Genomic DNA, 24961 nt, shown 5'->3' with positions numbered 1-24961 from the left:
AGCTGGAAGATAGGGTGCAGGCGGCTTCATGGGGGCCATTCTGCGCCAAATACGTTCAGCCTTCAATAGACACGATAAGGAATACTTATCAGATATAATTGTGATTCTGGCAAATCCACAATATAGTGTTCTTTTTTGAGTTATATTGAGCGCTAAGCGAAATTGACATACATTTTGAAGGAGAAAGAAAAGACTGCTGCGATGTGATTTCACACCAACGAAGTCCGCTCCGCACACAGCTGTCTGTGCAGGCAAAAAGCGCTGCAATTGGCTCGGGCACAAGAAGAAGCCGGGCCAAAGATACAATCGAAACATACGACGACCTCGAATGGAAAAGATGCCGTGTTTCCGTTGGGCCTTAGTAGATCGGGCATATTTAGAGGAAGACGGTTTTGGCAGATTCCGCCCTGGGCACTTGTCTTGATCCCGATGCGATCCATGCCTTGTTGGTAGATGCTGGAGCCTAACTTTGTTCCTTTGTTGGCTCGATCTGATCGAATATGGCCGTACATATCTGGTCCATTTCCAGCGCAAAGAAGTTTTTGGCAGCGGTCTCGTTAGGGTGATAGGGATCCTTGACCATGCCGTTCTTGTTGAGCCGAAAATAGTGTTTGTTGCCCTGGTTGGCAGCAACGGTCTCTGGCGTTGCACCTGGCACGAAAGAGCAGCGCAATCCCGTAACTTTGAATGCATCCATCAGGTTCTTTTGTGCACGCAGACGCAGATCAACGATCTTTTTCTTATAGGCGGGCGCGGTGGTCATGAAAATACATGGCAGATCGGGGGGCAGTTGAGCCTGCAGGCGCTCCACATCCCTGATCGCGGCACCAGGGTCGCTGGCCCACCGCTTTGCCGAATTACCCAGAAAAGACATCAGGATCAGCTTGGGGTCATAATACCCATCACGCAGCATCTCTTCGAGCGGCGAGGTTTGCGCCGCACAGAACTGATACTCCTTTCCCTTGCCAATCTGCACGTACTTGTTTCTGGTCTTGTTCACAAACCCGTACGTGCCTGCATTTACGTTCCATTTTGGGTCCACTTTGCAGATCGTGTCCTTTGATCGCCCGGAACGAGCGGTCCACGAGTCAATGGAACTGGACCTGACACCGATCACTCCGACACGCATTTTCCCAAGACGCTGCAAGTGCTTCTTCTGCTGGTCATCCGGGTGGCAGTGTTCTTTGATATCGCTGAAAAACTCGAGAAAAGCTGGTCCTGAACCGAACGATATCTGGCTGTCTCCGATAATGAGAATTTCGGGCGACGTGAATTCTTCTGCGCTTGATGCGGTGCCGCCAAGCGCCAGGGTGAAAACCGCCGCAATTATCTTTCTTAACATCTGTTTCCCCTGGCAGTTTTCGCTTCTACTTCAAGGCCGCAAATACCGCATCACAAATACTGGCCGCGTTGATATCAAGAAAAGCCCGGACCGCGGCCGGGCTTGGGTGATGCGGGTCCTTGACCTGACCCGCTTTGTTGCGACGGAAATAAGCGGGCGTACCCTCGATCGCATCGCGTGTTTTGCGATTGAACCCCTCGACCACCGCACATTGCGTTCCAGCACGCCGGAACGCACGGGCAATTTCGGTTTGGGCTTTCATGCGTTTGTCGTTTGTCTTCTTCAGGTAGACCGGCACGCTCGAGATAAACACGCAAGGGATATCATCCGGAACCTGTTCCAACGTTCTGCTGGCATCTTGCCTCGCAAGCTCGGGCGAATTCGCCCACCTCTCTGCGGAATTTCCCAGAAAAGTCAGCACCAACAATCCAGGGTCATAATACCCGTCTTCAAACATGACCTCAAATGCGGTTCGGTTCGGTTTACAGAACTGATAGGCATCCCCCTTGCCGATCTGAATGAATACCCGGTCCGGGTTACCTTCGATGCCATATGCGCCAGCGTTGACTCCGAACTTTTTGTCGACGTCGCAAATTGCGCCCTTTGCAGCACCATTCGGTGTCGTCCACGACTGGAGCGAGGTTGAGCGGACACCGATAGCGGCTGTCTCACGATCACCAAGCCGGCCCAGCACTTTCCGGCGTTGAGGTGTTAGTCTGCAGCGATCCGCCAGCTGATCAAAAAACCGCAGATATTCCTTCCCGGCGCCGAATGAAATCTGGCTGTCACCCAGAATCAAAACATCCGGCTGCGCGAGCGCAGGCGGTGCAACTGACACCGAAAAAGCAGCCAACCAGATTCCATAAACCGATGCCCTGAACAAATTCACACATTCACCTTTATTTGCCGCACTCGTCGCCCAACTGAACCTTTTGCGTCGCATAATAATGAGGGGACGCGCGCTGTAACACCAATCAACACATGGTTAAGGGGGGCGTCTTGGTGGCTGTTCAGATGACATTACGTGGTTTTACAATTTTGAAGATGCAGGCGCGTCCGTTAACCTGGAAGCCATCGATTTGTGTTTGAACACCTTAGTTACCAACGCCGTTTGAGATGCCGTGTCTAACGTCAGCGCCAATCAGGCAGTTTAAGCCGATTTTATAGGGGAGGGTTTCTTTCTCATCGTAACCGCCAAGGAATGGAGATGAGAAAGAAACCTGGAACCAAGCAGAGCCGCGACGCGCAAGCTGTATTCAGCTGAAGAGAAGATCAGGATCGTGTTGACGGTTTGAAGGACGAAGACAGCATTGCGCAGTTGTGCTGCTGCATCTCTGAGGCTGTTCCCCCAACCCGACGGGTCAATATCCTTGCACAAGCCGGATCAACTATATCGACCAAATCGAAGGGCAGATCGAGGCCTTGAACAATGGTCTGCCGGTCAGTTGCATCGAGTACATTGTCCAGTGTGGCACCGCGAATATTGTCTTTCAGACGTCGAAAGCCATAATCGCCACGTCGGCTGGCCAAGCTGGCTTCCAGTAATGTAGTGGACTGCGATGCCGACCGGCCGGACACTTGTGCCAACAGCTCTTCTTGAAACGTATACTGCACGGATTGCAGCAGGCGTTACATGATCTTCTGGTATGGGATGAACGCCGATTGGCCCAAGGCTCGCCGCTACGCGGCTCCCCCGAGGATATCTTGAGCAAGATCAAAGGGCCAAACCTTAGCAAGAACCAAATCTATATCACTCAGGCAAAGGGCTATACCGATGCTGGGTTCGCGCATTCTGCAAGCCTGACGATCAAAAATGCAAGGACAGTTGCAACAAAGACTCCAACGAACAATGGAGCAGGAGAAAGAGCGTTGACCTTGCTGCCAATTAAAGAGCCAAGTCCAACGGAGATAGCTCCGCTAACGAAGGAGATCATTGAGCTGGCAACCCCTGCTATATGACCCAAGGGCAGTACGGCAATGGCGTTCATGTTGCCAAACACAAATCCCATGCAAGACAACACTGTCGTTATGAAAACGAGAAACCAGATCAGATTCATTTCGAAGTACCAGAGAAAGACAAGCGCGCTTCCACTTGTTAGAACTGCAATGCACAAACCGGTTTGCGCTAGGAGTTTGGGGCCAAATCTGCGGACAATCCTGCCATTGGTGAAACTGGCAGCACCCATCATGATGGAAACTGCTGCAAAATAGAGCGCGAAGCTATCGCCTGCGCCGTAGAGGTCGACAAAGATGTGGTGGCTCGAAATCAGATAGCCGGTGAAGCTGCCAAGCATCAGTCCCGCCGCAATCATATAAGCCAAAGTGACAGGCGTCGTCAGCGTCTCGCAAAAGGCTGCTACAACAGCAACGCGGTTGCTTGTATCGCGTTCCGGCATGGTCTCAATTTGCCGTGCCCAGAACCAAACGATCAAACCAACCCCCAGTACAAACTGTGCTACAAAGATCGCTGGCCAGTCGAACAAATACAATGTGGCTTGTCCCATGAGAGGCGCCAGACAAGGCACCACCATAAATAGCGACATAGCGAATGAAGTGATCCGCGCCATCTCGGCACCTTCAAATTGATCACGGACAATCGTCATGGCCGAAATACGAAAACTTGCCGCGCCAAAACCTTGCAGAAATCGCCCAATCAGCAGCATACCGAAATTGTTGGTGTTCGCACTCAGCAAACTACCCACCAAAAAAAAGACCATCCCGATTGCGAAAGCGGGTTTGCGGCCGACGCGGTCGGCAATGGGACCGTAAATGAGCTGCCCAAGTGTGATCCCACCAAGAACGAGCGTCACAATCAGCTGAATATCCGTCGAACCTGCGACACCGAAATCCTGCGCGATCACGGAAAAAGCAGGGAGGACGGCGTCGATTGCCAACGCGACCATCGACATCATGGCTGCCATCAAGGCGATGAACTCAGCCTCCCTCGTTTTTCTCATGGTCTAGTCCTTGATCTGAATCGTCCCTCCACATACCCGCTATTGATTTGATGGATAATACGCTTTTATGAAAATTCATTATTCGATAATATGGATGAATGTACCGTTATGCCCAAAGCCTGGTGGCCTTCGTTGCGGTTGGAGAAACCGGGGCCTTTGTGAAGGCTGCGGCCCGTCTTGGGGTGAGCCCATCCGTCATCAGCCACCACATCGCGCGGCTGGAGGAACAGGTCGGTCAGGTTCTGGTTCATCGCTCCACCCGAAAACTGACGCTATCTGAGAACGGGCGACAGTTGTTTGCGGTGGCTCAAAAGGGCTTTGGAGCGGTCGAAACTGCCCTAAATCAAATCGAAGCCGATGCTGAAGAGGTCTCAGGTGCTTTGAAATTGGCCATGCCTGCATTTGTACCGGAGCCCAGACTCGAAGCCCGCGTCATGGAGTTTGCTCTGCGCTATCCGAATGTTGCGATGACATTGGATTATACCGATCACAGAAAGGACCTGATTGCGGAAGGCTATGACCTCGCGATCAGAGTCGGGAAGATGCCATCTTCAAGCCTGATCCAATACGAGATTTGTGAGATTACACAGCTTTTGGTGGCCACACCGGGTTTTCTGATAAAGCATGGCGCTACACAAACACCAACCAGCCTAAAAAACCTGCCGTTTGTTTCGATGCGAGATGGAACAGATTGCGTAGTGCTGACAAACGGCAAGCGGCAGGAGGAAATCCAACTGGACCTTTGTCAGCTTCGTGTCAAGAGTATCCTGGCCGCCCGATCTGCAACACTAGCTGGAGTTGGATTTGGAAACCTGCCGCTCAGCTTGATAAAGGACGATTTGGCCAGCGGGCAATTGGTAGCCTTGTTACCTGATTGGACGTTGCCGAAGGTACACGTGCACGCGGTTTGGAACAACAGTTCACGTCGTGGCAGTCTGATCAATCGCTTTGTCGCGTTTCTGAGCGCGTAGAGCGTATCCGGAGGGTTCAACGCGTTCTTCTGGTACTTACACTCATAGACTTCGGCATGCGATCTCAATCAGATTCGGCAGTTGATTACATGACCCTTTGGTATCCATTCGCTGATGCCAGGATCAATAATACGCCCGAGCTGTGGCTGGAGGACAGCGCCCGGCGTGACCTTCAGTATCAGGGCGATCGGTTCGAAGCTGCGCAGCCCGTCATGAGGTCGCCGTCGTTAGTGACAGCGCATCTGGTAAACTCATCGCTTTTGCCAATCTGATAACGCGGAGGGTTCAGGAGGCTGCCGGATCAAACATCAAGACAATGCTCGGTGCGACCCTTTTGGGTACGTTTGGACTTGGTCTACTTCTGGTTCTTTCTACGTCAGTCAAACTGCACCGAAGCCGGCACAACTCCGCCTCCACAGAACCTCCGGAGATCGTCAATGCAGGGGTGACAGATGGAGATCTACGACCAACGAGACGAAAGCGGAACAGACATGAAACAGAAACGACTTCCCCTGCGGACCACGGCGTGTGCGCTAGCGCTAGCCTGACGTCAGCATCAATGGGGTAGTTTACTTTAGCTTGGTATAGATTTGATCGTTTGGCATGTTGAAGCGCACAAATCGCATGAACCGGCGTGCGGTCGTAGAGATGGGCTGATTGGCTGTTGTCAGAAAACTGGTAACGCGCGGGATTTCAGGTACAAATGGACGGATAGTTACCAATGGGCTTGGCTCTATTGCCATTGGAAACGGATTGACCAGTGATATCCCAAGGCCAGCCCCAACAAAGTGCCAGATGGACACCGCAGTTGCGGCCTCAATGACAAAATTTGGCTCTATTCCGGCCTTCGCTAAAATTCGTTCGGTGTGGGTTCGCGTTATCTGACGACGCGGCAATCCGATCAATGGCTGTTGGTGGAGATCATCGGCGCAAATCTGATCGCGAGCTTCAAGTGGGTGGCCGGCTGGCATCGCACAGACCAAATTTGAAGACAGCAAAGGATGATGAGAGACACCCGAGAACTCGGCATAAGCATCGGTCAGCCCGAGGTCGAACCTGTCATCTGCGATCCCTGTTACAAGGTCATTCGACGTGCAGACTTCGAAAGACAACCGCGCGGATGGCTGGTTTTCAAGAAACCTCACAACCTGATCTTGCAGGAACCGGTGGGCGATTGCTGGCGGTGCTGCCAACCTCAGTCGCGATGTACCGTCCTCCGAAAAATCCGACTCCTGAATTCGCATCAAACTGTCAAAGAGTGGATCCAGGGCCTTGTTCAACAATTGGGCTTCTTCCGTCGGAACAAGACGGTTTCCCAAGCGTTCAAAAAGGATCTTCCCGTATTTGCTCTCAAGGTTGCTGATGGACCGGCTGACTAAGGACTGAGAGACTTTCATACGCTGCGCTGACGCGCTGGTCGTTCCCGTTGTCAAAACCAACCTGAATGCTTCGAGTTCGCGCAGGTTAAACAATTTCGAAAGCATGACGGCGCCCCTTGAACCTGCAAGCTTGCGGCCAAAGTAGCACCACCGACTGTGATAAATCTATGACTCATTTGCATAGTATTTTCTCTGTTCTAAGCAAAGCAGGATGGATAGCCTTTCGATCATCAAAAAAAAACGGGGAGATCGAAATGAAACCAACGTACACCAGAACAGCAGTGGCGATCGCCGCGTTGTTTGCCGTTACAGCGCCGGTACTTGCCGAGGAGCTGACAATTGGCTTGGCTTCAGAGCCAACGTCCATGGATCCACATTTTCACAATCTCACGCCAAACAACGCCATGAGCCGGCATATCTACGATACGCTGATCCGCCAGGATGAAAACCAGGGGCTCAACCCCGGTCTGGCTGTCGAGTGGAAGCCGGTTGATGATGTCACCTGGGAATTCAAACTGCGTGAAGGCGTCGCTTTTCATGACGGATCACCGTTTAACGCTGATGACGTGATGTGCTCGTTTGAGCGGGCCCCCAATGTTCCGAATTCACCGTCGTCTTTTGCGTCAATGACCAAAGGAAAGACGCTGGAGAAGATCGACGACTATACCATCCACATCAAGACCGAAGCGCCATACCCGTTGATGGCGAATGATGTGTCCAACGTACCCATCATTTCGTCTGACACCGGTTGCGCAGCCGAGACGGAAGACTTCAATTCGGGCGAAGCCAGCATTGGCACAGGGCCATTCACCTTTGTCAGTTATAAGCCGGGCGACTCTATTGTGATGGCGGCGAACGAGAACTACTGGGACGGTGTTTCCCCATGGTCGCAAGTCACCTTTAAGCCGATCAGTTCAGGACCCGCCCGTGTCGCGGCCCTGCTGGCTGGTGATGTCGACATGATCAATGCGGTGCCGACGACTGACATCAGGACCCTTGAAGGCCGAGACGATGTCGCCCTCAGCCAGGGCACCTCGAACCGTGTAATTTACCTTCACATGGATCATGGCAGATCAGACAGCCCGTTCGTCAAGGCGAATGGCGGCGCAGCGATTGATAATCCGCTGCAAAAGAAGGAAGTGCGCCAAGCGATCTCCAAGGCCATTCATCGGGACGCGATCGTTGAACGTGTCATGGAAGGAGTAGCGATCAAAGCGGGTCAATTGCTTCCGGATGGGTTCTTCGGGGTGTCCGAAAACCTGCAACCGATGGACTATGACCCGGATGGAGCAAAGGAACTTCTGGCGCAGGCGGGTGTTCCGGACGGCTTTGAACTGACGATCCATGGGCCTAATGACCGTTACATCAACGATGCGAAAATCGCCGAAGCGATTGGCCAGATGTTGACCCGTATCGGCATCAACACGACGGTCGAGACGATGCCGCGATCGGTGTATTTCCAGCGCGCATCGCGTGGGGCACCGGATGGATCGCCCGAATTCAGCTTCATCCTTGTCGGCTGGGGTGCGGGATCGGGTGAAGCGTCTTCGCCGCTGCGTTCGTTGATCGGCACCCATGACCCGGACAAGGGTTGGGGCGCATCCAACAGGGGCCGCTATTCCAACCCCGAAGTGGACGCGTTGATCGCAGAAGCACTGCAAACGGTTGACGATGAAGCCCGGGAAAAACTGCTGGCTCAGGCCACTGAAATGGCAATCGAAGACGGCGCGATTATCCCGCTTCACTACCAGGTCAACACCTGGGGTGTGCGCAAAGGTCTGGCCTATACCCCGCGGACGGATGAATACACGCTCGCCATGGGTGTCGCCAAGGAATGACCTTGCCTTGCGGGCAGGCGTCTCCCCCCTGCCCGCAACTTTAAATCGGAGTTCCCATGACTGTCTTCATCATCCGGCGCTTGATGCAAGCGATGGTGGTTGTCTTTCTGATGTCTGTGATCGTCTTCTTCGGCGTCAACGTCATTGGCAACCCAGTCGACATGCTGATCAACCCCGAGGCCGATCAGGCCGAAATCGAAAGAACCATTCGGGCCCTTGGCCTCGATAAACCGATTGCCGAGCAATATCTCTACTTCCTGCGCGGCGTTATTCAGGGTGATTTTGGGACCTCGTTCATTTTCGGCGAACCAGCTCTCAAGCTGATCGTCCAACATATGCCGGCAACAATCGAACTGGCGATTGTCTCACTGATCATGGCGATTGGTCTTGGGATTCCCTTGGGATTGTATGCAGGTCTTTATCCGGAAAGTGCGGTTTCGCGGACCATTATGGCGGGATCGATCCTTGGATTTTCGTTACCGACGTTCTGGGTCGGGCTGATGCTGATCATGCTGTTCTCGGTGTCGTTGGGTTGGCTGCCGTCAACCGGACGGGGTGAAACCGCCGTCTTTCTGGGCCTCAGGTCCAGCTTGTGGACCTGGGATGGGTTGTCCCACCTTATGCTGCCGGCGCTGAACCTTGCCCTGACCAATATCGGCCTTGTCATCCGCCTGACCCGCGCCGGTGTGCGTGAGATCATGCACCAGGAATATATCAAGTTCGCGCGTGCCAAGGGGCTGTCCACGGGCAGGATCATCGGTGTGCACCTGATGAAGAATATGCTGATACCGATCGTGACCGTACTTGGGCTCGAGTTCGGCAACCTGCTGGCCTTCTCGGTCGTCACCGAAACCATTTTCGCGTGGCCGGGCATGGGCAAGCTGCTCATCGACTCATTGCTGCAGCTCGACCGGCCGGTGGTCGTCGCATACCTGATGATCATCGTGCTACTATTCGTGGCCATCAATCTGGTGGTCGATATCGTCTATTCCATCCTCGATCCGAGGGTTCGGTTGAAGGATCAGGGCGCATGACGGACCAGACACTCAATTCCGAAGAGACCGAAGCCATTCAGAGCGTTCGCGTTGAAACTCCGTTTCAGCGGTTCGTGTCCGAGTTCTGCGAGAACAAGATCGCCGTCGTATCTCTGGTGGTTCTGCTGGCAATTGTCGCGCTTGCAATTCTTGCTCCATGGATCACGCCGCAGAATCCATATGATCTGGCGCAGGTCAGCATCATGGATGCGGCACAGCAACCGGGAACTGAATCCTTCGATGGCTACACCATGTGGCTTGGATCCGATGGGGCAGGGCGCGACCTGTATTCCGCAATCCTTTACGGCATCCGCATATCACTGATGGTTGGGCTGGCATCGGGCGTGATCGCTCTGATGATCGGAACGACGATCGGCCTGATCGCGGCCTATGCAGGTGGGCGTGTCGATACGCTTATCATGCGTGCGGTCGATCTGCAGCTTTCCTTCCCCGCCGCGCTGATTGCGCTGATGCTTGTTGCCGGGCTTGGCCGGGGTATCGACAAGATCATCATTGCGCTGGTTGTGGCCCAGTGGGCCTATTACGCGCGAACGGTGCGCGCGACGGCCTTGGTCGAAAGTGCCAAAGAATACATCGAAGCAGCGCGTTGTCTTGGGCTGTCCCATGCACGGGTTGTTTTTCAGCATGTTCTGCCAAACTGCGTGGCCCCGCTTATCGTGATCGGAACCGTGCAGACTGCGTCAGCTATCGCTTTGGAATCGACATTGTCCTTCCTTGGCGTTGGCCTTCGGCAAACTGAACCCAGTTTGGGTGTGCTGATTTCCAGCGGCAAAGACTACATCATTTCAGGTCGTTACTGGATCTCAATCTATCCCGGAATTGCGCTGCTGTTGACTATCGTCTCAATCAATCTGGTCGGCGATCAGCTGCGCGACGTTCTTAATCCGAGGTTGAAGAAATGACGGTTCTTTCAGTTGAAAACCTGCAAACGCACTTCTTCACGCGCGGAGGCGTCGTAAAAGCGGTCGACGGTGTAGATTTCCACCTGAACCGCGGTGAGGTGATGGGGCTGGTCGGAGAGTCCGGATCAGGCAAGTCGGTCACAGGCTTCTCAGTTCTCGGGCTTGTCGATGCACCCGGTCGCGTCGTTGGCGGTTCGATCCGGTTTCATGGCGACGAGCTGGTGGGCAAGCCCGAGGATGAGCTTCGCGGGCTGCGGGGCGGGAAGATCGCCATGATCTTTCAGGACCCGATGATGACGCTCAATCCGGTGTTACGCATCGACACGCAAATGATCGAGGCGATCAACGCACATGAGAAGATCAGCAAACGCGAAGCCTGGGAACGGGCGCGCGACGGGTTGGGCGCCGTTGGCATTCCCTCGCCCGAAGAGCGACTGCGCGCTTACCCGCACCAGTTGTCGGGCGGCATGAGGCAGCGGGTTGCGATCGCAATTGCCTTCTTGAACAATCCCGATCTGATCGTTGCGGATGAACCGACCACAGCTTTGGATGTGACCATTCAGGCGCAAATCATTCACGTCGCCCAGAAAATGTGCCGTGACCGCGGCGCTGCGATGATCTGGATCACCCATGACCTTGCTGTCGTTGCTGGTTTGGCCAACCGCATATCGGTCATGTATGCCGGGCGCGTGGTTGAACAGGGTGACACGGACGATGTGATCGACAACCCGCGTCATCCTTACACTGTCGGCTTGCTGGGCTCTGTCCCGTCGGCCAACCGGCGCGGCGAGCCCCTGACGCAAATTCCAGGGATGACTCCGAACATGCTGAACCTTCCTCGGGGATGTGCGTTTCAGGCCCGCTGCTCGCGCGCGACCGAAGCGTGCCATGTCGCACCCGAGCCAAGCGGCAGCGATCATCTGGTTCGCTGCTTCCACCCGTATGAAAGGGTTTCGGCATGAACAAGCCCATCCTGGAAATCAACGGCGTCTCAAAGCGGTTCGTCAAGCGGCTGGATGTGGCCGGAAAACTGGCAGCGCGCCTTGGATCCAACATTCGTGAAGAAGTCGTGCACGCAGTCGACAGCGTGAACCTCGCCATCCAACCCGGAGAAGTTGTCGGGCTGGTTGGGGAGTCTGGTTGCGGAAAATCGACCCTGGGCCGGGTCGTTGCGGGTATTCACGCGGCGACCGAGGGGCAGGTGCTGTTCGAAGGGCGCGACTTTGCCAGCATGACGCCCGAGGGTAAACGCGAAGCGGGTCTGGCAATTCAGATGATCTTTCAGGATCCTTTTGCCTCACTCAACCCAAGGATGCGGGTCGAACAGATCATAGGACAAGCTCCTTTGGTTCACGGGTTATGCACACGGGCCGGTCAGGCCGAATATGTTGATAATATTATGACCCGAGTTGGTCTGGACCCATCTCTCAAACGCAGATATCCGCACCAGTTTTCCGGCGGACAGCGGCAAAGGATCGGGATCGCCCGCGCCTTGGCGGTCAAGCCCCGGTTTCTGGTGTGCGACGAGTCGATCGCGGCGCTGGATGTCTCGATCCAGGCGCAGGTTCTCAACCTGTTCATGGAGCTGCGCGAAGAGTTCGACCTTACCTATCTGTTCATTTCACATGACCTCAGCGTTGTGGAACATATCGCTGACAGGGTCGTCATAATGTATCTCGGCCGCGTCGTGGAAAGTGCACCAACCGAAGAGCTGTTCGCCAATCCTCGTCATCCTTACACGCGCGCACTTCTGGCCGAGGTCCCCCGGCTGGACCAACGCAAGCGGGAATTCTCACCGATTGCCGGTGAAATACCGTCTCCGTTGTCGCCCCCGCCCGGGTGCCACTTCAATCCACGCTGCCCGTTTGCAACCGAGATTTGCAAGACAACTGCACCAGAGCTTCAGGAACCTGTTTCAGGGCACCAGCTCAGTTGCCATCACGATCTGGGCTCTCAGGACGCATAGCGCCTGGCCCTTCAAAACATCAGAACCGGAAACGACTAATGCAAAACACTGATACCATTTGGAATTTTGTCGACCAGCACCGAGAAGCCTTTATCGGCTTGTCGGACCGGGTCTTCGATACGCCCGAGACGCTTTATGGTGAGTTCGCGTCTGTTGCCGAGCACATCGCAATGTTGGAAGAGCAAGGGTTCAGGGTGACGAAAGATGTCGCGGGAATGCCCACGGCCGTGATTGGAGAAGCGGGGGACGAAGGCCCGGTAATCGCAATCCTCGGTGAGTTCGATGCGCTGCCTTATCTCAGCCAGGAATCTGGTGTGGCGCACCCCAAACCCATCGAAGAGGGTGCCAATGGCCATGGTTGCGGTCACAACCTTTTGGGGTCAGCGGCGCTTTTGGCGGCGACGGCTATCAAAGACTGGTTGGCGGAAAGCGGTATCAAGGCGCGTGTGCGCTATTATGGCTGCCCGGCCGAAGAAGGCGGAGCCGCCAAGGCCTATATGGTGCGCGATGGGTATCTGGACGATGTGGATTGCGCCATCTCCTGGCACCCGGGCAGCTATACGGCGGTCTTTCCCGCGCGTTCACTGGCCAACACTCGGATTGATTTTACGTTCCACGGCAAGGCCGCCCACGCAGCCGGGGCACCCGAGCTGGGGCGCAGCGCATTGGATGCCGTTGAATTGATGAATGTGGGCATAAACTACATGCGCGAGCATATGCCGGATGATGCGCGCGTTCACTATGCTTACCTTGATGCGGGAGGTGTCGCGCCAAATGTGGTGCAGCACCGCGCCACAGTGCGTCAGTTGATCCGGTCACGTGATCTGCCGGGGCTGCGAGATTTGGTTCAACGCGTGAAGAAGATTGCCGACGGCGCTGCGCTGATGACGGAAACACGCGTGGAAAGTCAGGTCTTCTCGGCTGTGTCTAACTTGCTGGGGAACCGACCACTCGAAGAAGCGATGCAGGCAGAATTGGAACGGCTCGGACCGGTTGCATTTGATGACGATGACCGGACATTTGCACGTGAGATTCAGAAAACACTGACGGAAGCAGATAAAGAGCATACATTCCGGCGGGTTGGCCGGGATTACGATCCTAACATGGCCTTGTGTGATTTCGTTCCGCCCCTGGACAACAGAGGGCAAGGCGGTGACGGCTCAACCGATGTAGGGGATGTCAGTTGGGCGGTGCCTACCGTGCAGGCCAGGATCACCACCAGCGCGATCGGAACGCCGTTGCACACCTGGCAAATGGTGGCGCATGGCAAGACGTCCGTCGCTCATAAGGGAATGGTCCATGCGGCCAAGGTAATGGCGGCCACGGCTAGACGCGTCATCGAAGACCCTGTCCTGATGGCAAAAGCCAAGGTGGAACACGAGGCCCATCTCAAGAAAACACCTTATGTCTGCCCCATGCCAGAGGACGTCAAACCGCCAATTCTCGAACCTGTTGCATAGGGACCCTGCAATGGCTCCCAGAGTTGCCTTGCTGGGTATGATCCTAGAGTCCAACCGGTTCGCACGACCTGCGAGCCGGCAGGATTTCGAGCGCCTGAACTGGCTCAGCGGTGAGGCCTTACTGACCGAGGCGCGCAGCGACACACCCGCATTGGCACGCGAATTTGCGTCTTTCGTTCAGGCTATGGACGCAACTGGCCCGTGGTCTCCGGTGCCGATCCTATTGGCGGCCTGCCATCCGCAGGGGCCAGTGGAGGAGGACGTGTTTGAAGCTTACTCCCAGCATGTGTTAGAGGCCCTTTCGACCCCTGTCGATGCCGTTTTTCTTTGCCATCACGGGGCGATGGTGGCGACGCATCTCGATGATCCGGATGGGGTGCTTGCGGCGCGCATTCGTGCCAAGGTGGGGCCTGACGTGCCCATTGTTCAAACGCTCGATTTGCACGCCAATATCTCGGATCGAATGTGCGATGCGGTTGATATGATCTGCGGGTACCGCACCAACCCCCACGTCGATATGATTGAACGCGGCGAGGAAGCGGCATTCGCACTTCGGCGCATGCTGGCTGGAAGTATCCGGCCAGAAATAGCTCATGTGAAACTGCCACTGGCCCCCGCGTCCATCTCACTGCTGACAACGTCGGGGCCCTACGGTGATTTGATCGACTATGGTCAAAGGCGGCAAGCCGAACTTGGCGGTGACATTCTGAATGTCTCGGTTTTTGGCAGTTTTCTGTTCTCGGACGTCCCAGAAAACGGTCTTTCTATAGTGGTTACGGCGCGTGACAATAAAGAGGCGGCAGAGCAGCTGGCCCTAGAAATCGCGACACGCGCCTGGGACAATCGCCATGCATTTGTCCGCCAACTCACAAGCATCGAAGAGGCGATGGCGCTTGCCACTGCCAAGCGAACGACTCCGGTAATCTTCTCTGATGCTGGCGACAATCCGGGCGGCGGCGGATCAGGGCGCACGACCGAGCTTTTGTCCTCGCTGATAAAGGCCAAGGCCGAAGGTGTATTATTTGGTTCGTTTTACGATCCGGAACTGGCAAGTCAGGCGCATAGTCTTGGGGTCGGGGCACGTTTCCTAGCAAGGTTTAACCAGTCGTGCGGCGATGCACCTTGGGAGCGCTGGGATGCTTTGTTAGAGACGGAGGCGCATGTCGAAGCGTTGCACGACGGGAATGTTATCGGGCGCCTGGGGTTGTTTGCCGGGCGTTCCATGACGCTGGGCCCATCAGCTTTGCTGAAATTTGAAGGTATTTCCGTCGTCGTCATCTCTGATCGCACTCAGACTGCCGACCCGGTGTTCTTCGAGATGTTCGGTCTGGACATTGCAGACGCACGGACGGTTTGCGTCAAGTCTCGCGGCCATTTTCGGGCCGGCTTTGGCCCTTGGTTCAAACCCGAACAAGTTTATGAAGTCGACACCGCAGGGTTAACGTCACCAGTGCCGGAACGCTGGCCTTTTACCCGATTGCCAATTCCGAGTTTTCCGCTTGATCCGGATACAGAATGGTCACCTTAGTGTATCGATTAATAACAAATAAATGACGGTCACGGCGCGAGCGATTGCCGATATAAAGATCTTTGGGAATCTGCCTTAGCGTGTCGCCACCCACCGCCAGTCCTGAGGCCTGACGTTCGATGAAAACAACTTCGATGAATCCCCTACGATTGAGTTCGAGGTGAGCGAAATTCCGGGGGCGCACACGCTAGTGATGCTGGGCACGATGAAATCTCTATCAAGGTTGCGCTTTGGCCTACAGGCAAAGGTAAAGAGTTCATAGCGGCTAGCAATATCTTCGGCGACCCGCCGAAAGATAGCCGGGTACCGTCTGGGAGGAGTGCGGTATGTGTTGGTAGAAATAGCAGTCATCTCAATCGCGGTATTGAAGATCGCGCCTCCGGCAATCGGCAAGAAGGCAGCGCGTTCCCCGGGGATTTGGCGCGGGACCACATCGCTCAGAGCTTCGTCACAACAGAGTATTAAGGAACAACTCCCTTCGCATCGAAACGGTATATCTGCGCGCTGTCCGGTGAAGCGAAAAGCTTATCCCAAATTCAATGCCGAAGTTCCCGATGAACCGAGCCAGCGCAACCCCCCGTTCCCCAAGATCAATTTGCACGTATGTATCCGACCCAAGATGTTCGGCGATATCGGCGGTGCCCTTCCAGGTCCCATCAGATTTTGAGACCGTCAGATGTTCTGGCCACACGCCAATTGTATGGGCGCCATGTTCCTCGGCAGCTTGGCCGGTGAAGAAATTCATCTTCGGCGATCCAATGAAACCGGCGACAAAGAGATTGGCAGGGTTGTCATAGAGCTCGAGCGGACTGCCGACCTGCTCAATGACTGACCTTTGGGGGTCATGCTAATAAGTTCGATACTGGCCCGGGGACAACCTAGTGTATCACAACCATTTCTACGCCAGTCAAACTGCACTGAAACCGACATAACTCCGCCTCCACAAAACCTCCACAGAACCTCAGAGAATCGTCAATGCAGGGATGACAGGTTGAGACTTGCGACAAACGAGACGAAAGCGGAACAGACATGAAACAGACACGACTTCTCTTACGGACCACGGCGTGTGCGTTAGCGCTCGGGCTGACCTTCGCAGGTTCCGTTCCCACCTTCGCCCAAACGAATAGCAATGATCAGGTTCAGACTACTGAAACTGGCCCCCAGCTCGATTTCGATGTTGAAACCTTCACACTGTCCAATGGTTTGACAGTGCTCGTGAACCCCGATCCTCGTACGCAACAGGTCGGTGTCTTTGTGTCCTATCATGTCGGCCTACGTGATGAAGAGCCGGGACAGCTCGAATACTCCCACCTTTTTGAGCATCTCATGTTCACCGGGTCGCGCAACAATCCGGGCGAGTATTTTGAAATGCTTGAATCCAACGGGATCAGCACGATCAACGCCTATACCGCGCCGGACTTCACCTCTTACTTGCAAATGGCGCCACGGAATGCGCTTGATCTTGTGCTTTTTGCTGAGTCTGATCGGATGGCGTATTTCCGCGAGGAGATCACTCAGGATAAGATTGATCGGGAATCCGAGATCGTCCTGAATGAGCATCTTGAACGCTCGGCCGAGCCTTTGTTCCGGATGATCTATGCCCTGAACGAGGGGCTCTACCAACCTGGTCACCCCTACTATTCGCGCAGCGAGCAGCTGTTCCGGGATATGCGCGCAGCCACATTGGAGGATGTGCTTGGCTGGTATGACCGATTCTACGGACCGAACAACGCCGTCCTGGGTCTGACCGGGAACATCACGGTCGACGAAGCGCGCGAACTGGCGGAGCTATATTTTGGCCATATTGACCCTGTCGCGCCTGTTGTCCGCGCTTATGAATATGCGGAACCGACTGTGGGGGTGAACGCCGATCAATACGGCTATGAAGGCGCCAATGATCTCTTTGGTCTGACAGCCATGCTGCCGCCGACGCGCGATCCTGAAATCACGAATATCGAGTTGGCTTCCCTGTTCCTGAATGCCGACGAAGAACACAGCCTGTCCTTTGTCCTCAGCGATCAGGAGGATCTGGTCACGGATGTTTTCCAATTCATCAATCCGGGCGAAGTCTCGTCGAACATGATATTCATCGCCACAGTTCAGGATGGCGTAGATGTGGAGACCGTAAGCACGCGTGTGCAACAGCTCATCCGCACTCTGCCGGATGTCCTGGATGAGGAAGCTTTTGAAAAAACGCGCGCCCGGTACATCGACGGTCTGGTGACCGAATTGAGCACTCTTGACCCGCTGACACGTGTGTCAACGCTTGCTGAGGACTACCTTGTCACTGGCGATCACCTCTACAAGCAGACCGTGTTGGAGCGCGCGCGCTCTGTCACGCGCGAGGAGGTCATCGCGTCGTGGACCAAATGGATGACGCAAGGGGCTTTCGAAGTCCGCATGATCGCCGAGCCCTCATATGTCAGTTCTGGTCCGGACCCGCTTAACCGATCCACGCCTCCGGTTGTCGAGGATACAGGTGAAGTGCCTCTGCCTGAAGCGGTTGAGTTGGAACTCTCCAACGGCGTTGGCGTGACCTACTATCAGGTGCCATCGGCAAACGAAGTCAACATCAGGCTGTCCACTCCGGGCGGCTTTGCATCTGCGACCGGCGATCGGTCCGGCCTTCCGGCGCTGACCTTGCATTCCATGATTGGCGGTGGGGCAGCCGGGCGCAGCCCCGAGGTCATCACAGGCCAGATTTTCGACACGCAGATGGAGATCACCTCCGAGGTGTTGCCGACCCTCAACCAGTTCGTAGTGAAGTTTCCCGAATCCGATATGTTCGAGGCGCTGGCCCTCTTTGGCGACATGCTGGCCCGGCCTGACTTTGATGCCGATGCTGTGCAGCTTGAGGTGAAAAAGCGTCAAGAAACGCTGACAAACGTCTGGACCAACCCTGCAGAAGCATCTGCCTATATGGTAGGTCAGGTCCTTTTTGGTGCAGAAAGCACCGACGGGCTGAACGCCGCAAGCCAGCCGTCTGCTTCGCTACTCGAAAACGTCTCACGGGATGACCTTGTGGCCTATTGGCAGAACTGGATCTCGCCTAAAGGGTCTTCCATTGTTGCGGTCGGTGATGTTGATCCTCTCGACTTCGTGTTCGCGCTAGAAGCTGGTCTGGACGCTTGGCAGGCGGACAGTGCCGAAGCGCGCGGTGCCTCTGCGACCGCACCGGCCTCAGTCGCCCTCACACCCGGTCAGCTCTATGTCGTCGATGTGCCGGGGGCAGATCAGTCTTCTATCGAAGTGTTGCTGCCGCGCGAGTCCCTACGTGGAAGAGAATATACCCCGGACGCCATTCTGGCAGACCGTTTGTTGGACATCGTTGGCGGCGGCTTCAACTCGCGCGTCTCGGAAAACATCCGCAAGACAAAGGGTTGGACCTACGGTGTAGGTGGGAATTTTGAAGAAATCCTTGGCCAAAACGTGATGCAGCTCGAGACTACGGTGCAAACCGACCGAACTGCTGACGCAATCGTCGAAATCATTCGTGAGTTTGAAGATGTCGTCTCAGAACGCCCGATCACTGAAGAAGAGTTTGACCGCAGTTTTGGCGCCCTGCGAGGCTTTCCAGCGCAACACTATAGCGATAGTCAAATGCTTGGTGTTGTCTTGCCGTGGCTGGTGACAGACGATTACGATGCGGATTACTTCAACAGAATTGCAAGTGCCTCACGGGATCTCACCCACGAGGATTTGAACGCCTATGCGCAACGGTCTGGTCTCGATCCGGCAAGCTTTACATGGGTAGTCGCAGGTGACCGCGCCGAAATCCAACGCGATCTCGAAGCTCTTAGCTTGGGCGATATCAACTACCTCGAGCGCCCATAACGGCCCCTCTCGAGAGCCGTGCGGCAACCGATAGGCCGCGCGGCTCAATTCGAATTCTGCCAAATCCGACCGGGCAACGGTTGTAGCAGGGGTTTGGCCGCTCTCAACGTTTCGCTCATGATGACATAGAGCTTACGCATGATGGCTGTGACTACGATCCCTGCCGGCTTAGTGCTTCCACGAATCCGGCAGATATGCACCGCGCCCGGGACTGGCACAACTAAGTGCCACCACTGCTGATCGCAATATCATGCGTGTTTCGCAGTGTTTTTCGCTTTTGCGAGCAACGCTGCTTCTCACGCCATCACGTCACCGAAATGCGTTCTGGTTGGATAAATCGTAGCCATTTCGGGTAGGCTATGCAGAAACTTGCAATCGAATGTCGTTCTCATTTGTGATCAACTTGCCTGATCATGTCAGAGTGCCATCAGTTTCCGGGGTGACCCCGCATTCAAGACACCCGCTCAAAGACAAAGGTCAAGGCGTCACCAACCCTCACCCGGATAAGGTCCCCAGACGCCTCCAAATACCCCTCCGACCCGAGCGCATTCATGATGAGGTCTCGCAGGTTTTGGGATATGTCCGTTGGCCCATCTTCGAGGGTGATGGCGACACCGTCAAACTCGATCGAACGGCCGTGCCGTTCGTAGTTGGCCAGAAAATGGCTCGTACCGGTAAAACAACTGGCATAGCCGTTGTGGAATCTCAGAACGATGTTGCGGTTGGCATCTACGACCCGGTCCGCGCTGCCATCGCGATAACTCGCCAGCCGCCACTTTGACCGCTCCAGTGAAGGGGCTGGTGCACGAAATGCTCGAACCCCGCATGAGACCAGCTCAAGAACCGACGCAAAGCGCTGAAGCCTGCACGCGCCAAAAACCCAAGCCCGACTTGTAAGTCCGGTTGTTTGATCTTCAAAAGCGGCCATGTTCTTCACCCTTTACTGCTGTTGTCGCTTCTATGCTGGAAGAGATTGGATGGCCGGTCGCGCTCTTGTGGAGGGTGTGTGGAGGGACCGGACAAAAGCCGCAAAGCGTGTTAGGTGCTCGGGTAGAAAGGATGCTCTATGAACAATGCCCTTGTCCTCATTGTAGAAGATGCACCTGATATCTCACAGGTTCTCACGGCTTATTTTGAGCGTGACGGGTTTCGCACGGTGGTTGCCATGGATGGCGAAACCGCATTGGTACACCACCAAACCCTCAAACCGGACATCATCATTCTCGATGTGGGCCTGCCAAAGATAGACGGTTTTGAGGTGCTGGCGCGTTTGCGGCGCACAAGCGACGTGCCGGTCATCATGGCGACGGCCGTCGGTGACGATCTCGATCGGCTTTCGGGTCTGCGCATGGGGGCGGATGATTATGTCGTGAAACCTTATAACCCGCAGGAAGTTGTGGCGCGCGCCAGGGCGGTTCTGCGTCGCGGGGCAAGCACGGGTGAACGCGATGTGCAGGCCGGGCCAATCCGTCTGAACCCGACGCAGCACAGGATCACGGTCAATGACACCGAGCTCGATCTGACGCTAAGTGAATTCCGGCTACTGTCTCATATGATCCGCCATCCGGGCCGCGTGTTCAGCCGAATGGACCTGCTGGACTCAAGCCTTGCAGAAAGTGATGCCTTAGAGCGCACGGTGGATAGTCACATCTCGCATCTCCGGCGCAAGATTGCACAACACTCGGATACGATAAAAATCGCGAGCGTCCGAGGCATTGGATATCGGTTGGAGCTCAGGCCATGAACATCAGTCTGCGGACGCGATCGACCTTCGCAATGGTCGGCGTGTCCTTTTTGACATTAGTAGTTGCGGCCCTGGCAATCTGGTTTTTCTTCGAAGTCTACGAAGCGATCACGCCAGAGGTAGTTTATTCCGAAGCCACATCACAGAGGCTATCGGAGTTAGAGACAAGTTTGGCTGCGCTGGAAGACGAAATCGCAAGTATCGAAAAAGAGTGGATCATCGAGTCGCCCGGCATAGGGCTTACCTTATTGTTTCTTTGCGTTTCAGCGTCATTTGTCGTCTTGGCGATTGCGATCTCGGCCTTTGCGTCCCGCTGGATCACGCGTCCGATCACAGCTGTCAAAGATCACCTGCGGATGCTGGTGTCGGGGGACTATACTGCGCAGGTCGCACCCGGTGTCGCAGCGGGTTACGGCCAGGAAATCGAACAGTTGGTCTCTGACAGCAATGCGCTGGCACAGGAACTCCACCATCAGGATCAACGTGTTCGCAAAGACGCTGCTGTGATTGCCCACGAGCTGCGCACCCCTTTGACGGCGATCACAAGTCAGCTTCATGCAATACAGGACGGTGTCATGATTGCCGATGATGCTATCCTCGAAGCCATGCTTCGCAACGCCAAGGCGCTGAGCACGATCATCAACGATCTGCGCACCATGTCCCTGGCGGATGCGGGTCATCTGGAGCTAAGCCTTCGAGAGATCGACCTGCAGCGTCTTCTGGACGATCTTCTTGCGACATTTCAAACCCGGTTTGATGCGGCAGGTATTTCAGTTGAGCAGGCTCTGGTGTCGGCCACCGTTTTGGCCGATGAGGTCCGTATCTCGCAGGCTGTTCAAACCATCTTCGATAACGCGTTGAAACACGCGGAGGGGGCCTCGCGGCTTTCAATCTCTTGCTCCGATGACGGTGACCGCGCGAAGATTACGATCACCGACGATGGAATAGGTCTGCCGCAGAACGTCCCCGCGCATCAGCTTTTTCATCCGTTCAACGGTGGATCGAAAGCCGGCCAATCGTCCGGGTTGGGACTGGCGGTTGCCACTTCGCTCATTCGCGCACATGGCGGGCAGATCTTGGCAACAAACGCAGAAACAGGTGGTGCGTCATTCACCATAGAGCTAGAGCGCGCTTCCAGCACATAGCCTCTGTGTCTCGCAGCAAATCCGGCAACAAGAATGCCGATAACCACTATCGACAGCATTCGGGGTCGTCGGGCGTGATTTGGGGCATGTTAGGTCAATCATGACGGTTTTTTGATGCGTCCGTCCGTTGAACCCGGTTGATCCATTTGGCGTCTTGTAGTTCGCACTTGATCTCAACCAAGGTTGAGGGGGTAAAGCTAACCATCAGGGAGAATGGTATGGCTAATCGAACAAATGAGAATGGCGGTGAGGCTGAAACGCTTGCGGCATGCATGGAACGAGGAGTGTTCGAACCCAACAAGCCGATTTGCGCCACCTGCGGAACTGCTTTTCCGCACAGCGTTGAGTTACCCAGCCTTTGCCCGATTTGTGCCGACGAGCGACAATACGTCCCTATTGGAGGCCAAGTCTGGATGTCGGCTGCGGCGCTCTTCGCGGCGCACCGGCTTTGCCGGACAGAGGTCGAGCCTGGCCTCCACGAATTGGTCGTAGATCCTGATTTTGCCATCGGGCAGCGTGCCTTTCTCATCCAAACCAAGGAGGGGAATGTGCTGTGGGACTGCCTCCCGACCCTCGACGTTGAAACAATTCGCTGGATTAACGATTTGGGTGGCCTTGCAGCCATCGCTATCTCGCACCCACACTTCTACGGCGACTTCTCGACCTGGAGCGCCGCATTTGGAGGCGTGCCCGTCTATTTACATGCAGCCGATGCCGAATGGGTACAACACGCTTGCCCGGCTCTAAACCTTTGGGAAGGTGAGACGCTGGATCTTCTGTCCGGCCTCCGGATAATCCATTGCGGCGGACACTTCGAGGGTGCCTGCGTCCTGCATTGGAACCAGAATGGAGGTATTCTATTGGCTTCTGATACGATTTCGGTCTCTGCCGACCGGCGAACGGTCAGCTTCATGCGTTCATATCCCAACCGCATCCCTCTGGGTGCGTCAGAAATAAGAGCAATCGTTGCGGCGGTCACGCCCTACCTAATCGAACGCCTTCATGGAGCAACTCCGGGCGCGACGATAAATTCGAAGGCTCGCGAAGCCATATGGTATTCCGCCGAGCGATACCTCAGGGCCATTGGGGCAATGGGCTGAAGCCAGCATCTGGAGCGTCTGTTCTGCAGATCAAACAGAAAGCCCGATGGCGCGGGTCTAACAGCGTGCGCGGCTGTGTTGTTGTTCAGCTCGAGGTCGCCGCAATCCAGATAGGCCCAAGCTTTAGACATCCTGGAACTAGATACGGCGGGGATTCTGGCGGACGATACAGCCAGAGGCCAAGTTGACTGTTTGAACGTGCCAATTGCGATGAAGTCGCACGAGCGATAAGACCGGAGCAATCTTGTCAGAAAGTAATGATCTCCAGGCCGCTCAGGAGGATCAGCAAGATTGCAGCCGGGGCGACGAAGCGCAAAATGAACAGCCAAGCTTTGGTCAGCGCACCTGGGGTGCCATCTCCTGACACCTCCTTTGTCATAGTTGGTGTGATAACCCAGCCCGCGAAGATGCAGATGAGCAGCCCGCTGATCGGCAACAGCAGTTTGTCCGTAAGCCAACTGGCTGAATCGAGAAAGCCCTGCCCCTTGATGAAATGGACGTCTCTCCATATCCCCATCGACAGGGACGATGGAATGCCTAGCAGGAAAATAAGTACACCTGATCCGATGGTCGCCGTTTTGCGGGACAGGCCCATGTTGGTGAAGAAGGCGACGACAGGCTCAAGAACCGAGATTGATGAGGTGAGCGCCGCGACGGTCAGCAGTACGAAAAAGATGATGGCAAAGAAATACCCGCCGGGCATAGCGTTGAAGACCGTGGGCAGAGTCACAAAGGTAAGACCCGGCCCGGCAGCAGGGTCGAGCCCAATGGCGAATACGGCCGGCAGGATGGCGAGGCCAGCCAGAATGGCAACCAGCGTATCCAGGAATGCAATCTGAGCCGTGGATTTGCCGAGGTTTGTCTGTCCATCAACATAAGACCCAAAGGTCAACAGAATGGCCATGCCCAGAGAAAGAGAAAAGAACGCCTGACCAAGAGCGGTCATGACGGTGCTGGCCGAAACTTTGGAAAAATCGGGTGCGAGAAAGAACTCCAACCCTTCTTCGGCACCGGGAAGAGTGACCGACCGTGCAACCAGAGCCACAAGAATGACAAACAGAAGAGGCATCAGGAATTTGCTGGTTCTCTCGATACCTTTGGAAACGCCTGCGGTGACAACTGCGACGGTGAGCGCGGCAAAGATACCGTGATAGATAATTGGGGTTACAGGGGACTCTATAAAGGCCCCGAAGGCACTACCAACCGCATCCGCATCCAATCCGGAAAGCGCACCGCTGGCCGATTTGACGACATAGGCGATGCACCACCCTGCGACAACGGAATAAAACGACAGAATGATAACCGCGATCACGATCCCGAGGACACCGACGAACGACCAGGCGGGTTTACCAATTTTCCGGAAGGCATGGACGGCGTCGGTCTGAGCAGCGCGGCCGATCGCAATTTCGGCAAGCATTGCGGACAGGCCGATGGTGAACACGATCCCGAGATAGATGATGATGAAGGCTGCGCCTCCATTCTCACCTGCAACGTAGGGAAACTTCCAAATGTTTCCGAGGCCGATCGCGGATCCTGCGGTGGCCAGAATGAAGCCAAGGCGAGAACCCCAGTTTTCGTGTGATGTGTTCATTTTCATGTCCTAAGCGACGCTCTTGAATAGAACGCAGTCAGCACAACAGGCTTCCTCCGCATCTTGGGCGCGCGTAGAACACACTAAATACCAGAAAGAAATGTTGCATTCACATCCGCATAGCGGGCATTCCCAGAAATCATAAGGCG

At 55.1% G+C, this 24961-nt stretch carries 19 protein-coding genes; 12 read left to right on the top strand and 7 right to left on the bottom strand.

All coding sequences use genetic code 11. The features are described 5' to 3' along the window. Window positions 1-463: 463 nt before the first annotated feature. The 3 genes from ACR0J1_RS16730 to ACR0J1_RS16720 form a co-directional block, all read right to left on the bottom strand. Window positions 464-1342 carry an SGNH/GDSL hydrolase family protein gene (locus ACR0J1_RS16730; protein WP_480733532.1) on the bottom strand — a complete coding sequence of 293 codons (879 nt, stop codon included), beginning with the start codon at window positions 1340-1342 and terminating at the stop codon, window positions 464-466. 25 nt (window positions 1343-1367) lie between these two features. Further along, window positions 1368-2231, bottom strand: coding sequence for an SGNH/GDSL hydrolase family protein (locus ACR0J1_RS16725; protein ID WP_480733533.1), 864 nt, complete (start codon window positions 2229-2231; stop codon window positions 1368-1370). A gap of 877 nt (window positions 2232-3108) precedes the next feature. Beyond that, window positions 3109-4299, bottom strand: coding sequence for a multidrug effflux MFS transporter (locus ACR0J1_RS16720; protein WP_480733534.1), 1191 nt, complete (start codon window positions 4297-4299; stop codon window positions 3109-3111). Between the two features lie 98 nt (window positions 4300-4397). Between ACR0J1_RS16720 and ACR0J1_RS16715 the strand changes: the two genes are divergently transcribed. Then, window positions 4398-5270, top strand: coding sequence for a LysR family transcriptional regulator (locus ACR0J1_RS16715; RefSeq protein ID WP_480733535.1), 873 nt, complete (start codon window positions 4398-4400; stop codon window positions 5268-5270). Window positions 5271-5839: 569 nt separating this feature from the next. Here the strand turns inward: ACR0J1_RS16715 and ACR0J1_RS16710 are convergent. Continuing rightward, a complete protein-coding gene (locus tag ACR0J1_RS16710) occupies window positions 5840-6754 on the bottom strand; it encodes a LysR family transcriptional regulator (protein ID WP_480733536.1) in 915 nt (304 codons plus the stop codon). A gap of 149 nt (window positions 6755-6903) precedes the next feature. On the opposite strand from ACR0J1_RS16710, the gene ACR0J1_RS16705 reads away from it, so the two are divergent. The 7 genes from ACR0J1_RS16705 to ACR0J1_RS16675 are packed head-to-tail and all read left to right on the top strand — an operon-like array spanning window position 6904 to window position 15398. Beyond that, window positions 6904-8487 carry an ABC transporter substrate-binding protein gene (locus tag ACR0J1_RS16705; RefSeq protein ID WP_480733537.1) on the top strand — a complete coding sequence of 528 codons (1584 nt, stop codon included), beginning with the start codon at window positions 6904-6906 and terminating at the stop codon, window positions 8485-8487. 56 nt (window positions 8488-8543) lie between these two features. Next, the gene (locus tag ACR0J1_RS16700) at window positions 8544-9521 is read left to right on the top strand and encodes an ABC transporter permease (RefSeq protein ID WP_480733538.1); all 978 of its coding nucleotides are present in this window, start codon (window positions 8544-8546) and stop codon (window positions 9519-9521) included. Then, on the top strand, window positions 9518-10444 hold the full coding sequence (locus tag ACR0J1_RS16695; RefSeq protein WP_480733539.1) for an ABC transporter permease: 927 nt from the start codon (window positions 9518-9520) through the stop codon (window positions 10442-10444). Before ACR0J1_RS16700 ends, ACR0J1_RS16695 begins: the two co-directional genes overlap by 4 nt. Next, window positions 10441-11406, top strand: coding sequence for an ABC transporter ATP-binding protein (locus ACR0J1_RS16690; RefSeq protein ID WP_480733540.1), 966 nt, complete (start codon window positions 10441-10443; stop codon window positions 11404-11406). The genes ACR0J1_RS16695 and ACR0J1_RS16690 overlap by 4 nt, the downstream gene beginning before the upstream one ends. Beyond that, window positions 11403-12410 carry an ABC transporter ATP-binding protein gene (locus ACR0J1_RS16685; RefSeq protein ID WP_480733541.1) on the top strand — a complete coding sequence of 336 codons (1008 nt, stop codon included), beginning with the start codon at window positions 11403-11405 and terminating at the stop codon, window positions 12408-12410. The genes ACR0J1_RS16690 and ACR0J1_RS16685 overlap by 4 nt, the downstream gene beginning before the upstream one ends. A gap of 38 nt (window positions 12411-12448) precedes the next feature. Further along, on the top strand, window positions 12449-13870 hold the full coding sequence (locus tag ACR0J1_RS16680; RefSeq protein WP_480733542.1) for an amidohydrolase: 1422 nt from the start codon (window positions 12449-12451) through the stop codon (window positions 13868-13870). A 28-nt stretch (window positions 13871-13898) separates the two neighbouring features. After that, complete coding sequence (locus ACR0J1_RS16675; protein ID WP_480733543.1) at window positions 13899-15398, top strand: M81 family metallopeptidase; 1500 nt, start codon at window positions 13899-13901, stop codon at window positions 15396-15398. A 448-nt stretch (window positions 15399-15846) separates the two neighbouring features. On the opposite strand, the gene ACR0J1_RS16670 is transcribed toward ACR0J1_RS16675, so the two are convergent. Beyond that, complete coding sequence (locus ACR0J1_RS16670) at window positions 15847-16143, bottom strand: TOBE domain-containing protein (protein ID WP_480733544.1); 297 nt, start codon at window positions 16141-16143, stop codon at window positions 15847-15849. Between the two features lie 284 nt (window positions 16144-16427). Between ACR0J1_RS16670 and ACR0J1_RS16665 the strand changes: the two genes are divergently transcribed. Further along, the gene (locus tag ACR0J1_RS16665) at window positions 16428-19232 is read left to right on the top strand and encodes a M16 family metallopeptidase (RefSeq protein WP_480733545.1); all 2805 of its coding nucleotides are present in this window, start codon (window positions 16428-16430) and stop codon (window positions 19230-19232) included. Between the two features lie 451 nt (window positions 19233-19683). Here ACR0J1_RS16665 and ACR0J1_RS16660 read toward each other — a convergent pair whose 3' ends face one another. Next, window positions 19684-20160 carry an META domain-containing protein gene (locus tag ACR0J1_RS16660; RefSeq protein WP_480733546.1) on the bottom strand — a complete coding sequence of 159 codons (477 nt, stop codon included), beginning with the start codon at window positions 20158-20160 and terminating at the stop codon, window positions 19684-19686. Between the two features lie 138 nt (window positions 20161-20298). Between ACR0J1_RS16660 and ACR0J1_RS16655 the strand changes: the two genes are divergently transcribed. The 3 genes from ACR0J1_RS16655 to ACR0J1_RS16645 all read left to right on the top strand — a co-directional run bounded on the left by ACR0J1_RS16655 (window position 20299) and on the right by ACR0J1_RS16645 (window position 23221). Beyond that, a complete protein-coding gene (locus ACR0J1_RS16655) occupies window positions 20299-20976 on the top strand; it encodes a response regulator transcription factor (protein WP_480733547.1) in 678 nt (225 codons plus the stop codon). Continuing rightward, window positions 20973-22121, top strand: coding sequence for a sensor histidine kinase (locus tag ACR0J1_RS16650; protein ID WP_480733548.1), 1149 nt, complete (start codon window positions 20973-20975; stop codon window positions 22119-22121). Before ACR0J1_RS16655 ends, ACR0J1_RS16650 begins: the two co-directional genes overlap by 4 nt. A gap of 218 nt (window positions 22122-22339) precedes the next feature. Then, the gene (locus ACR0J1_RS16645) at window positions 22340-23221 is read left to right on the top strand and encodes an MBL fold metallo-hydrolase (RefSeq protein WP_480733549.1); all 882 of its coding nucleotides are present in this window, start codon (window positions 22340-22342) and stop codon (window positions 23219-23221) included. 247 nt (window positions 23222-23468) lie between these two features. Here the strand turns inward: ACR0J1_RS16645 and ACR0J1_RS16640 are convergent, their stop codons facing one another. After that, a complete protein-coding gene (locus ACR0J1_RS16640) occupies window positions 23469-24812 on the bottom strand; it encodes a sodium-dependent transporter (protein ID WP_480733550.1) in 1344 nt (447 codons plus the stop codon). Window positions 24813-24961: the final 149 nt, after the last annotated feature.

The sequence above is a fragment of the Ruegeria sp. CJ3 genome (genome assembly GCF_056536725.1).
This window is presented reverse-complemented; position numbering and strand designations above follow the sequence as displayed.